Genomic DNA, 13,621 nt, shown 5'->3' on the forward strand with positions numbered 1-13,621 from the left:
AGGGGGGAAGTCCATCCTCCCTTTCCTCCATCCTCCCCCTACTCCCCTCTCAAAGATTTAACCGGATTTGTTAATGCTGCTTTGATGCTTTGAAAACTGACGGTTATGAATGCGATGACGATACCCAGGACCGCGCCGATTGCGAACATCCACCAGCTGATTTCAATCTTGTACTGAAAATTCTGCAGCCACTTGGTCATGAAATACCACGCAACCGGTGAGCCGATTACGATTGCGATGAAAACGAGCGTGAGAAAGTCTTTGGAAAGCATTCCTACAATGCTTCCGACCGATGCGCCGAGCACTTTGCGCACACCGATTTCCTTCATGCGTTGCTGTGCCATGAATGTGGCGAGTCCGAAAAGTCCAAGGCAGGCGATAAAAATGGAAAGACCGGCAAAAATCTGGTAAAGCAGGCTCATTTGCTTTTCCTGTTTGTAAAAATCTTCGATCGTTTCATCAAAGAATTTACCTTGAAATGCTACTTCGGGGAAAATTTTCGCGTGCGCCTTTTCAATGTAACTTACTGCTTTTGAAAGATTACGCGTGCGGATTTTGATCCCGCCCTGCCAGTAGAACTGACTCATCGGCATGATCACGATTGGCTGCAATGCCTCCCGGGCAGAACTGGACTTGAAATCTTTCACCACTCCCGAGATTGGCCGCCAGTCGCTGCCTCCCGTTCTTATGTTCTTACCAATCACCGCATTGGCGTCGCTGATCCCCAGTTTCCGGAGCAATGTTTCGTTCACCACGCAGGATTTGGTAGAATCACCCGCGCGAAATACGGTGCCCGCAACAAGTTGTAGACCGTAAGTTTCCAGGTAATCTTCGTCGGCAAATTTTTGGAACAACTGAAATTCCTCGTCCACACCGCGATTATCAAATGCAAAGTTGCCCGACCATTTATCGTCAGATGAAGGGACATCAGACGCAAAACTCACAGATTCAATTTCCGGGTTTTGTAACAATTCGTTTTTAAATGCCTGATTGCGACTGGCATAAGCATCGTCCAAAACCAGCGTATATACACTTTCTTTAACAAACCCTAAATCCAGACTTTGCACAAAATTCATCTGCGTAATCGTCACAATGGTCCCTACTACCAATATTTGCGACACACCGAACTGAATGATGATCAATGCTTTTTGCAAAGAAATCCCGGTAAGCGAGCGGGTCGCTACCTTACTTTTGATCGCCTCGATCGGTTTAAAACCAGACATAACAAGCGCTGGATAAGATCCTGCCGCCAGGCTGATTAAGAGTGTTATATCAATGATAAAAAGCCAGATTTCCGGATTGGTGACCACCGGCAGCTCGGCGGGAACCTGTGATATTTTCCCGAGAAGCGGAATGCACAGCATTGCTATCAAAGTGCCCAGGATCACCGAAAAGCTCACGATCAGGATTGTTTCGCTGAAAAACTGCCTGATCAGCTCGCGCCGGCTGCTCCCCAGCACTTTCCGCACGCCTACTTCCATGGAGCGGCGCGCAGACTGCACAGTCGCGAGATTGACAAAGTTGACGCAAGCCATAAAAATGATCAGTACGCCGATCACGCCGAGCGTCCACAATACGGTCCGGCTGGTTTGATGTGCCGAAAAGTTATTGAAACGACTGTCGTGATGCAGGTCAGCCAGCGGGCTCAGGAAAAGGGAAATCTTCTTCTTATCGTCTTTCTTATTATAATGTTTACTGGAAAATTTTGCGAGAAGCTTATTGACCGTTTCCACGGCCATATTTTCCGGCAGCAGCACAAAAAGCTGGTCACTGCTGCTGGTCGAGCCCCAGTTTTCAAAATCTCCAAACCCGAAAAGCAACGGATGCTGCCGCTTCGTCTCATAGGAAGCGACCATATCGACCGGGAAATCAGTGTTAATTGGAGGATTGGCAATGATCCCGCCCACTTTCACGACCGTTTTGTTATTGATTTTCAAATACTGACCGACCGCATCCTGCCAGTTACCGAAATATTTTTCTGCCCTTCGTTGCGATAGTACTACTACATTGGGATCCTTTAAAACCGCTTTGGTGCCGGATAGCCACGGAAAATCGAAGAGCTCAAAAAATACCGGCTCGGTCATCAGGCCGTCGTCCTCTTCCCTGAATTTCTGATCAGTGGAATTGTTATTCGCATCTTTGCCTAAAACCGTCACCTGCGCATCCATGGTACCATACACCGAAACGATTTGTTCGAGCTGCGGCAGGTCCACTTTCAATGCAGGCGCAAAAGGAAGCGGGTTACCAGGCGTGTAATCTACCTGTCCGCCCGGGTATTGCGTCTGCCGTACGATCCGGTAAATACGGTCCTGTTTCGCGTGAAACCGGTCGAAACCAGATTCATAATTATAGACGACATACAGCAGCAAACAAGCCGCCACCCCAATCGAGAGACCCATTACATTCAGGATCGTATAATTCCGGTACCGCAACAACGTGCGAAAAGCGATTTTTAAATGGGTTGAGAGCATGGCTTTGTTCGGTGTTTATTGGCTGTTGGCTGTTAGCTTTTAGCTGTTGGCTTTTGGCAATTGGCTTGGTTTCTACTTTCTATATTCAAGTCCCTAAATGGGCCTCCCTTCCTCCCTTCCTCCCTTCCTCCCTTCTTCCCTTTTCCCCCCTTTCACTCTCCCTTCAACGATTCCACCGGATTGATCAATGCGGCCTTAATACTTTGGAAACTGATCGTGATCAGTGCGATGATCATAGCGCCGGCGCTGGCTGCTGCGTAAATCCAAATTGGGATCTGAATACGGTAGGCAAAATCCTGCAACCATTTTTCCATGAAATACCAGGCAATCGGCAGAGATAGTATGATAGAAAGCAGGATCAGTTTCAGAAAATCCCTGGAAAGCAGTGCAACGATCCCGGCAACTGATGCACCGAGCACTTTACGGATCCCTATTTCCTTGGTCCGCGTTTCGGCGGTGAAGGTTACTAACCCAAAAAGTCCCATGCAGGCAATAAAAATGGCGACCGCCGTGAATGCCGAGAACATTTTGGACATGCGCATTTCCGTTTTGAAAGTTTCATTAAAAGCCTCATCGAGGAAGTAGTATTCGAAAGGTTTTTCGGCTTCGTACTTTTTGAAGATTTTGGCGATTGCCTCGACATTTGCCTTGATATCTGCCTTAGGATCGAGGCGGGCGTAAATTATGCCGTCATGGCCAAAGCTGCTTTTAAAATTCGTAGTATCGTTTACAATGGTCAACATCATTGGTCTGATACCGTCCTGTGGGCCGGAGAATTGGAAGTCCTGCAAAACGCCGGCAACCTCACTCATTTCAGAAACCGGATTACCAAGCGGATTTTTTTCAATGCCCAATGCCTTAATCGCCGACTCATTCAAAAAAGTGTGATTACGATTTTGAAATGTCCCTGAATCAGGCTCGATTCGCCAGTTGAGCGCTAGCGTTTCGACAAAATACTGATCCGTAACAAGGTTGACGATCCCTAAACCCTTCTGAGTTTTGGGATGTTTCACAAACCAGATCGAATAGCCTTTGAACAAACCATAATCCGCGATAGACGCGCTCTGTACGTTTGTACGAGCTTTCAACTCATCACGAAATGCAAAAACGTTTCCTTTTGCACCTTGATCGACTGGAATCGCCAGAACCTGGTCCTTGTGTAGCCCCAGTTTTTTATGCTCCATGTAGAAAATCTGCTGCCTTACTACCAGGCTGCATACCACGAGCGACACAGAAACTACGAACTGAAATACCATGAATGCCTTTCTTACGGTTCCACCAGACTGTCCCCAGAGCACTTTTCCTTTCAGTGCGTTCAGGGGTGAAAATCCGGACAATACCAGGGCAGGATAACTTCCTGCAATCAAGGGCGTCAGGACCAGCAATGTGGCTAGCAAGCTTAGGAATAAAGGTGATTTCAAAAAGTTAACATCGACTTCCAAGCCCAGCAAAGACAAGAAAGAGCTTCTTAAAATTTCAAAAAGAAAAAACGAAATCAGAAAAGCAAAAAAACATAGCAAGGCCGATTCTACATAAAACTGTTTAATCAGCTCTATTTTCCCCGACCCGATTATTTTCCTAACGCCCACCTCCTTGGACCTGATCATCGCCCTGGCTGTGGTGAGGCTCATGTAATTGAAAAGGGCAAGTGATAATATCAGCACGGCAATACCTGCAAAGATGTTAATGAGTCTGGCATTCGCCGAGGTGCTGGATTTTTCACCTAACCGAATGCTGGCCAGATTTTCGAGGAGGTAAGTTGTTTCTTCGCCCAGCTTGCTGGCATTATTGGTTTGCAGCAAAGCCGTTTGAACTGCTTCAACGGATGATTCCGAATCCAGCAACAGGTAAGTTGTGAAACTTCCGCCAGCCTCCCACCGGGTACGATCAAGCCCATTCAAAATTGGAAATGCCGCCAGTGGAACTATAAAATCAAAAACAATGGATGAATTGGAAGGCGCATTCTTTACAACGCCGGTAATCTCCAAAGTATGACCACTTTCGTGTAACAGTGTTTTTCCAAGAGGGTCCGCTGATCCGAAATATTTGGCTGCGATTTTTTCGGAAATGACGGCGGCCGTAACTTTATCAAAAACCTGATCAGAGGTGCCTTGTTTTAATGGAAATGAAAATACTTTGAAAATGGAAGCATCCGCATACAGGAAATTTTCTTCGTAAAACATTTCATTCGGCCTTGCCGGATTTTTAATAACAGCTTTGCCGAACGATGGCATGATCCGGACAAAATCTTGCACATGAGCAATATCCCTTTTAACAGACGGCCCAAAATCAGCGGAAAAACCACTGATATTCATTCGATTTTCTCCCATCTTAACATTGCTTGACACTTTATAAATCCGCTCATGCTTTTCATGGAATTTATCGAAACTATATTCATGCATCACAAACAGCAATATCAAAATCGACACCCCCATGCCCATACCCAGCCCGACAATATTAATAGCCGAGTAGGTCTTGTTCCTGAAAAGGTTCCGAAAAGCGATTTTTAGATAGTTAAGAAGCATAGTGTTTGTCGGCTTGGCTATTAGCTATTGGCTGTTTTAAATAGTACTAGTCACTTCCTCCGTCCTCCCTACTCCGATTTCAAAGACTTCACCGGGTTCATTAAAGCAGCTTTGATACTTTGGAAGCTGACTGTAAATAATGCGATGGCCACCGAAATAATGCCTGCAAAAACGAATACGCCGATATTGACATTCGTATGGTATGCGAATTCCTGCAACCAGTTTGTCATCGCGTACCAGGCAATCGGGGATGCGATCAGGATTGCGATCAGTACCAGTTTTAGAAAATCATTGGACAGCATGATCACCAGGCTTGTTACTGAGGCACCCAGTACTTTGCGTACTCCGATTTCCTTTGTCCGGATTTCGGCCATGAACATGGAAAGACCCAATAATCCGAGGCAGGAGATAAAAATCGCTATCCCGGCAAAAATCCCGAAAAGCAACTGCTGGGTCTGCTCGCGGGCGTATAAATTGCCAAACCGCTGATCGAGGAACTCATAAGAAAAAGGTGTTTCGGGAAACTGGCGCTGCCACACGGATTGGACGTGTGCGATGGCGTTTTTAAGGTTGCCTCCCGACACTTTCACCGACATCCAGCCCAGCGATCCGTGCTGCGCGAACATCACTACTGGTGCAACCTTCTGGTGCAGCGATTCGAAATGGTAGTCTTTGGTAACCCCGATAATCTGACCGCGGATCTGACCGTAGCCGAACCTGGCGCCTACTGCCTCCGCCGGGTTTTTCCATCCCAGCAGCCTCACAGCAGTTTCATTAAGGATGAACGCATTGACTTTGTCGGTCGGATAATCGCGTGAAAAATTCCGGCCTGCGGCCATTTTGATCTGGTAGGCAGGAATAAAATCTTCGTCGACGCCCAATGATTTGATATTGATATCGGCAGGGGTCAGCGAATCACCCTTCATGACATAAGCCTCCCAGGAATCGAGCAGCCTGCCGGAAGGAATGCGGGACGAGCGGCCTACTTCCATGATATTACTATTGACTTTAAGCTGTTGCCTGATGCTTTCGTGATTAATAGTAGAATCCCCGCCAACTCTCAGTAGCAAAACCTGATCTTTGGAATAGCCCAGTTTATAATTTTGCACATATTGCATCTGATTGTAAACCACTGTCGTACTCACGATGAGCACAACCGCAATTGCAAATTGCGTAACGACGAGTACCTGCCTCAGCTTTCCGTTTTTTAGTGCCGACGAAACCTTTCCCTTAAATACGCTCAGCGGATGAAAGGAAGTCATGAAAAAAGCCGGGTAACTGCCTGCAATGAGGCCCGTAAACAAGGTAATTCCCAGCAGGATCGATAGAAAAACGGGATCCAGCAATGCCGAGAACGAAAGCTGCTTTTGTGTGAATTCGTTTAAAAGCGGCAAACAAAGCGTTACGAGCACCACAGCAAAAAACAGCGATATGATAACCAGCAGCATTGATTCGCTCAGAAACTGCCGCACCAGCTGGTGACGCACCGCACCGATCACCTTTCGCATACCTACCTCTTTCGCGCGGGTTGCGGATTTAGCCGTTGCGAGGTTCATATAGTTAATGCAGGCGATAAGCAGAATAAAGAGCGCAATAGCTGAAAACAGGTACACATACTGAATATCCCCATTCGCTTCCAGCTCCGAATCCATGTGAGAATGCAAGTGAATATCAGTCAGTTTCATCAGGTCCAGGCGGGAATACGTCGACGCATTGGCGTCGATGTGTTTGTTTTGAAATGCGGGAAAAGCTTTTACAAGTTTCTGAGGATCATAGTTTTGAGGCAGTAGCAGAAAAGTTGAGAATGAATTATTTCCCCAATTGGTGCGTAAACCTTCCGCCCCATAGACCCGATCGTCATTTAAAGTTGAAAACGAAACGAGAAATTGCGGGTGAAAATGAGACTGTGCCGGCAGCGGCTCAAAAACGCCGGTAACTGTATAATCAAGCTGGTTGTCCATGCGGATGATCTTGCCCATCGGATTTTCTTTCCCGAAATATTTCTCTGCCATCGGTCTGGAAAACATGATCGAAAATGGGTTGGTCAATGCGGTTTTCGGGTTACCCAGCTTTACGTCAAATGTGAATACCCTGAAGATATTCGGCTCGGCTGCGAAGAAATCTTCCTCATTGAAATTTTTCTCTCCGTAACGGATATTGGCGTCAACGCTGAGTAATCTTACCACTTCCTCCACTTCCTGGAAATCCTGTTTGATCAGGGGGCCAAACGGCGGTGCTGCGTGTCCGAGACGAAGTGATTCGGTGCCGTCTTTGGAAATAAATGTCCGCGAAAGACGGTAAATTCTCTCCGCATTTTCGTGATGCCTGTCATAGCTCAACTCGTCCTTCACATAGAGCGACAACAGCAAAAAGCAGGCAAGCCCGATCGCAACGCCGGAAATATTGATCATACTGAAAGCTTTGTGTTTCAGCAGGTTTCTCAGGGAGATTTTAAGATAGTTTCGAAACATGGCGTTTTGGCGGTTGGCTTTTTGGCTTTTGGCTTTTAGCTATTGGCTGTTGGCTGTTGGCTATTAGCTGTTGGGTTTTTATATGATAACTTTATATCAACATCACTCACTTCTGAGCGATTTTACGGGATCCATCAGGGCTGCTTTGATGGTTTGGAAACTGATTGTAAAAAAAGCAATTAGTACTGCTATGGCTCCCGCGAATACAAATATCCAAACGCTGATATGAATGCGATAGGCAAACTCCTGCAACCATTCACTCATAAAATACCAGGCAATAGGCGACGAGATGATGATCGCCAGGGCTATTAATTTGATAAAATCTTTGGAAAGCAGCATGACAATGCTGGCAACAGAAGCGCCCAGTACCTTTCGCACGCCTATCTCCTTCGTTCTCTGCCTGGCAATAAATGCGATCAATGCGAAGAGACCAAGGCAGGAAATCAGGATCGTCACAAATGAAAATATCTCCAGAACGCTGCTTACTCTGTTTTCGGCGTTGTACATTTCTTCAAACTCCTGATCGAGGAAATGGTATTCGAAGGGGCGTAACGGAAAACTGGCCTTCCAGCTTTTTTCCAATAATCCTGTCGCCTCAGAAGTTTCATCAACGGCTACTTTGACGAGGATTTTACCAAAATAATCGTATTCAGGAATGATCGCGATCGGGCTGATTTTTTCATGAAGCGACCGAAAATGAAAATCCTGCGCTACCGCTTTTACCTTCCCTTTCCTTCCATTCATAGCTACCATTTTTCCGATAGCAGTTTCCGGTGTCCATCCGAGGCTTTTCACTGCCGACTCATTCAGTATAAAAGCGTATGTCCTCAGCTGAAAACTGTCTGCTGTGGCCTGGGCTATATCGGTTTCGTTGAAATTCTCCCCTGTAACCAGCTTCATTCCCATCGTCGGCACAAAGTCCTTTTCAACCGGGATCGCCGTGATATTCATTCCAAAATCCGCCGGCTTGTCGCTGGCAGTGATGCCGTAGCCTCCCTGTACATTCAGCGGCGAATCGTAGGAGGCTGTCACCGATTTCACGGCCGGGTGATTGAGCAGCTCACTTTTAATCGCAGCCAGTTTCCCCTGAGAAATACCATCGTTTATGTCCAGCACGATAATCTGTTCAGGGTCCAGACCAAGGCTTTTATTCTGAATATACCTTAACTGCTGACCGGCGATCAACGTGGCTATAATGAAAAGCATCGATATCGTAAACTGGAACACAACCAGGAAATTACGCAATCCGCCGCCGCTATTGCTGGAAAGCGGGGTTCCTTTCAAGACTCTGACAGGTTCAAAACCGGACAATACAGCCGCCGGATATGCTCCTGATAAAATCGTAACAACTACAAATAGTACCACAAGTGTTATTTCGAAAGAAAGACCAGGCCACACAGCCAGGTCCAGGACTTTCCCTGTCAGACTGCTTAATCCGGGCAACGCTAGCATTGTCAGAAGAAGTCCTGCGATGGTAGCTGCAAAAGTGATGATCCCGCTTTCAAGGATATGCTGACGAAACAGCTGCATACGCAGTGCACCGATCACTTTTCGAACGCCTACCTCCCGGGCGCGGAGCGCGGAGCGGGCTGTTACCAGATTGATGAAGTTAATGCAGGCAATCAGGAGGATCAGTACTGCGATTCCTGAAAGGATGTAGATGTATTTATAATTTCCCGCCGCTTCCGTACCGTCGGTTGCTTTGGAATAGAGATGGATCGAGTTGAAAGGTTCGAGTTCGAGTCTTACCTTAAAGTTTGGATTTTGTGGGTTATTGAACGTTTTTTCAACATAGCTGTTCACCTTTGCCTGTAATTTTTTCAGGTCGGCATTGGGTTCGAGCAAAACGTAGGAGAAGTCATTGGCAGAGTCGAAAATCTCGGTTTTGGAACGTGGCAATGTGCTGTAACTGCCTACCCAGTTGAATTTGAGGTGAGAGTAAGAAGGCACATCTTTAATCACCCCTGTCACCTGCAGTGTAAGCCGCTCGTTCATTTTCACCGATTTTCCGATCGCATTACCCTTCCCGAAAATCTTGGCTGCCGTGGTCTCGTCTATCACAACCGAATTGGGCTGTGATAGCGCAGTTGCAGGATCGCCCTCTACAAATGGAAACGGGAATATTTTAAAAAAAGAAGAGTCGGCAAATACGACCTTCCGCTCATTGAACAGCTGATCTTTGTACTGAACCGAAACAGGCCCGTTACCACTGTAAGGATAAATACGCGCAGCACTTTCCACCTCCCCGAATTCCCTCGAAAAAAGCGGCGCCACGGCGGTCGGGGTCATTGCAATGTAAACCGATTCGCCTTCTCCCGATTGGTAAAACAAATTAACCCTGGCGATGCGATCCGAATTTGGCTGAAAACGATCGTACCGAAGCTCATGCAAAACGTAGGTCGCCAATAGAAGAAAACAGCCAACGCCGATTGCCAGCCCGGCGACACTGATAAACGTGTTGGTTTTATATTTCCACAGGCTGCGAAAGGCGATTTTCAGGTAGTTTCTTAGCATGGGTGGTGGATTTTGCTGTTTGCTTTTAGCTATTGGCTGTTGGCTATTAGCTGTTCGGTGTTTGGTGGCCTAGGTTGTGATGCTCAGAAGGCTATAAATTTGTGCCATTAATTTAAAGCACTCAATTTCAGTATTTTGAGTTAATTAATGCGTTCGGAAACGGACAGTTTTGTCCAGTGTTCGATTGACTTTCGCCTGGGTGTCCATTTGTAATAAACAAAATTGTTCATTTGTAATGGACAACTTTGTCAATTACAAATGAACAATCAAAACCTTCTGAAAACACCGTGATGGCTTACCTGCGCGCTGTCGGCTGATATCGCCTAGCCCCCGCTTTGCACGTCGTCGTTGCGGATACCCCTTTTGTTCTTTTTAATGGCCTCTTTCAGTTTACCAAACTTGTAGTTTACGCTGAAATTAAAAGTCCGGAAATAGTCTCTGCGGTAATCCAGCTGATCGAAATCCGGGCCAAACGTTTCTCTCCTGAAACTTCTGAATTTCGTAAAAGGATTATTGGCCGCCGCCGAAAGTGACAATTTATCCTTGATCACATCTTTGTTCACGCTGAATGAATAGCTCGTCATCGCGTTGCTGACACCCTGCAAGTTGATATTCCGGCCATTGATATTCAGGTTTGCATTGATCCGCCAGTCGTTCTTCAGACGATAACCTGTCGAAACAGAAGTTTGTGACATGATCCCCTGGTTTGTTACCGGAACGTTGTTGACTGTACCTTTTACTTTTCCATGTGCCGCCCGCGCGTTCAGGCTGAAATTCCATTTTTTGGTAATCGGATAATTGATATTCAGCATAGCCATGATCAGCCGGGCCGTCCCCGAGTTTTCGAAGGAAGTCTGCGTGATGTTAGTCTCAGGATCGTAAACAGCTACGCCAAAGATCAGGTCGCGAAAAGCAGTAAGTCCCAGACCTGCATTCACCGATGCTTTTTTGTTGATACTGTAACTCAACTGGACGTCATTAACGAAGGCCGGACGGAGGTCAGGATTCCCGGTCCGTTCAAAATTAGGGTTAGAACGGTCTACAAAAGGGTTCAGCTGCCAGATACCAGGCCTCTGGATACGCTGCGAATATCCCAGGTTCAGCGCGTTATTGTTTTTCAATTTTCTGTTGACCGAAACTGAAGGGATCACATTAAAATAGCTTTGCCGCACTTTCGAGTCTGTGGATATGAAATCCGCATCAACAATCGTCTGCTCAATCCTTACCCCAGCTTTCAATGACCACTTTTTAAGATTGTACTGGTAGGTATTGTACGCCCCGAACACATTCTGAATATTGCTGAACTTGTTACTCATCTCATTATTCACGAGATAATTTCCGGTTTCAGGGTCAAACGTATCGTATTGAAAGTCGCTGCGGTTATTTCTCATAATGCCTTTTAACCCTGCTTCAATACTCAGCTTTTTCACGGGATACACATAATCCACCTGAAAAGTTTGTTCAGAAAAACCCTGATCGTTTACCTGGCGGTAGTCTGGTAATCCGAAGTTGATCTGTTCTGTGACGTCCAATATGCTCTTTTGTTTATTATTGAAACCAAAATAGCGGTAGGAAAAAGTGAGAAGCCGGTTTTTATCCACTTTGGAAGTACGCTGGAAATTCAGTGCCGCGTCCATCCCGTTTCCATTTCCCCGATTGCTGTTATTAATGCGGTAAGCTTCGAGTATCTCCCCATTTCCGTTCAGCCGGGAGCGCTGGTAACCTGATCCGTCCGAGTAGCTTCCATTGATATTCAGCTGAGCGCTCAGCAGGTTCAGCGTGTCAATCTCGTAGCTGATCTCATAGCCCAAATATCCGCTATTGTTTTCCGACCGCGACGACCCGTCCTGGCCCATATTGCTACTGCGTTCTCCAAAAGTATTTCTGTTGACCGCATTCAAAGTCGACGGTGTGCGGTACTGGCTCCCACCTATCAAAACCGTCATACCGATCTTGCCAAGCTTCGCTGCAAATGTCCCTCCTACCCCCGGGCCGCCTACCGGAAATCGCTCACTGACGTTAATGGTACCATTATAACCGTTATCAATTTTTTTGTGGGTGATAATGTTGATAATCCCGGTAAGGCCCTCTGCATCATATTTGGCAGGCGGCGTAGTGATTACCTCTATCCGGTCGATCGAAGAGGCTGGCATGCTGCGCAATACTTCTTTGTAACTTCTTTCCATCATACTGGAAGGCTTACCATTGATCAGTATCTTGAAATCCGTATTTCCTTTCAGCTGTATGTTTTCGTCACCGTCGAGAGCCAGGTAAGGTACTTTGCGCATCATATCCAGCACACTGTAAATCTTACTTTCGGGATCGGCCTGCAAATCGTAGGTAATCCTGTCCACCTCCTGCTGCACAATGGGCTTTACGCTTGTCACGGTCACTTCCTTTAATCCAACTGTATTGGGGCTCAGCTGGATCCTGCCCAGATCAACGGAAGATTTAGTGCTGTCACTCAGGTCGGCGGGTAGCGTTTTAGTTTTATAACCAACCCCCACAACAACTACCGTGTATTTGCCTGGTTTCAGTTTCTTAAATACAAAAGATCCGTCTTCTTTTGTAAAATCGGCCTTTACAGCGGTGACCTTGTCAACCATCAGGTTCACGGTAATAAAATCCATTGACTTGCCGCTTACAGAATCAGCAACGGTACCCCTGACGTGGCGATCGGACGAAGCCTGGCCAAAGGTGTTTTGAATACAAAGCAATCCCGAGAGCAGCAATGTCAGCAGGATAAGTAGTAGTGATTTCATGTTATTTTATTTAGGGGCTAATAGATGCAATAGGCAAAGCGGATCCTGCAAGAGATTTCGGCTCTTTTAAAAACTGATCAGGAATATGTAGTTAGGTAAATGGTGTGCGGCAGGCACAAAATCAGGCTATCCTGCCCCTATGACAACAAATGTATAAGAAGGTACTTTGCGATGCAAGGTACTATGTGAGATTTTCACCGGTAAATGATGAACGGCTATTTCCAATTTTAAACGGTTAATTTTTCAAAGTCGATCTGTTGCAGTCCCGCCCCGATCAGCAGTCCGGTTCATGGCCGGACGATTTGGCCCTAAACAAATCCAGCCAGATCGTATGATCTGGCTGGCTTACTTTTCATGGCTAAATTTCAATATATGTTATCCTCTCCAGTTGTTACGTCTGCCGGCATTCTGGTAGGCGTATAAACGCTGGCGCTGCACAGGCGTAAGTACCGAAAGTATCTCTTTTTGTTTCTGCTGTTCCAATCTTACCGCGCCCTGATAGGTGTGATATCTTTTATTTCGCGGTGCCAAACGATCATATTTGTTTTCGATTTTTTTGATCTGGTTTTCCTGCTTGCGGGTCAGTCTTACAATGTTGTCGAGCTTGTTGATCTGGAATTCCTCGTAAGCGTTGTCGACTCTCGTGTTGCCGGCAGGGGTTTGGTGTCCTCTGTAACTTTGGGCGAAGCCGTTTCCGATGGTCAATGTTACTATTGTGGCGATTGCTAAGATGGTCTTTTTCATGGTTTCCAATGTTTAATTTGTTCGTTTATGGTGGTTAGAGGAGGTTTTCTTCCTTGCGTTTAATCCGCCTTAACCGCCAATCTGCGAATTGGACCAATCACCAGACCACCAGGTAATTTTTATCGACGAATGGT

At 46.4% G+C, this 13,621-nt stretch carries 6 protein-coding genes; all 6 read right to left on the bottom strand.

The annotated features are described in order from the left end of the window. Window positions 1-38 precede the first annotated feature (38 nt). The 6 genes from FXO21_RS05150 to FXO21_RS05175 all read right to left on the bottom strand — a co-directional run bounded on the left by FXO21_RS05150 (window position 39) and on the right by FXO21_RS05175 (window position 13,487). Complete coding sequence (locus tag FXO21_RS05150; protein ID WP_149639093.1) at window positions 39-2,471, bottom strand: ABC transporter permease; 2,433 nt, start codon at window positions 2,469-2,471, stop codon at window positions 39-41. 152 nt (window positions 2,472-2,623) lie between these two features. Beyond that, window positions 2,624-4,996: an ABC transporter permease gene (locus FXO21_RS05155; protein WP_149639094.1), complete on the bottom strand. Its 2,373-nt coding sequence runs from the start codon at window positions 4,994-4,996 to the stop codon at window positions 2,624-2,626. Window positions 4,997-5,064: 68 nt separating this feature from the next. Next, a complete protein-coding gene (locus FXO21_RS05160) occupies window positions 5,065-7,467 on the bottom strand; it encodes an ABC transporter permease (protein WP_149639095.1) in 2,403 nt (800 codons plus the stop codon). Window positions 7,468-7,569: 102 nt separating this feature from the next. Continuing rightward, a complete protein-coding gene (locus FXO21_RS05165) occupies window positions 7,570-9,981 on the bottom strand; it encodes an ABC transporter permease (RefSeq protein WP_149639096.1) in 2,412 nt (803 codons plus the stop codon). Between the two features lie 323 nt (window positions 9,982-10,304). Next, entirely contained in the window at window positions 10,305-12,743 is a 2,439-nt protein-coding gene (locus tag FXO21_RS05170; protein ID WP_149639097.1) for an outer membrane beta-barrel family protein, read from the bottom strand. Window positions 12,744-13,118: 375 nt separating this feature from the next. Beyond that, entirely contained in the window at window positions 13,119-13,487 is a 369-nt protein-coding gene (locus tag FXO21_RS05175; RefSeq protein ID WP_149639098.1) for a hypothetical protein, read from the bottom strand. Window positions 13,488-13,621 lie beyond the last annotated feature (134 nt).

Origin of the sequence: Dyadobacter sp. UC 10, from assembly GCF_008369915.1 — a bacterium.
Lineage (GTDB): Bacteria > Bacteroidota > Bacteroidia > Cytophagales > Spirosomataceae > Dyadobacter.

What these genes read in the sequence shown, in the direction of transcription:
- FXO21_RS05150 (WP_149639093.1), bottom strand. Translation starts at nt 2,471, where the DNA reads ATGCTCTCAACCCATTTAAAAATCGCTTTTCGCACGTTGTTGCGGTAC.
- FXO21_RS05155 (WP_149639094.1), bottom strand. Translation starts at nt 4,996, where the DNA reads ATGCTTCTTAACTATCTAAAAATCGCTTTTCGGAACCTTTTCAGGAAC.
- FXO21_RS05160 (WP_149639095.1), bottom strand. Translation starts at nt 7,467, where the DNA reads ATGTTTCGAAACTATCTTAAAATCTCCCTGAGAAACCTGCTGAAACAC.
- FXO21_RS05165 (WP_149639096.1), bottom strand. Translation starts at nt 9,981, where the DNA reads ATGCTAAGAAACTACCTGAAAATCGCCTTTCGCAGCCTGTGGAAATAT.
- FXO21_RS05170 (WP_149639097.1), bottom strand. Translation starts at nt 12,743, where the DNA reads ATGAAATCACTACTACTTATCCTGCTGACATTGCTGCTCTCGGGATTG.
- FXO21_RS05175 (WP_149639098.1), bottom strand. Translation starts at nt 13,487, where the DNA reads ATGAAAAAGACCATCTTAGCAATCGCCACAATAGTAACATTGACCATC.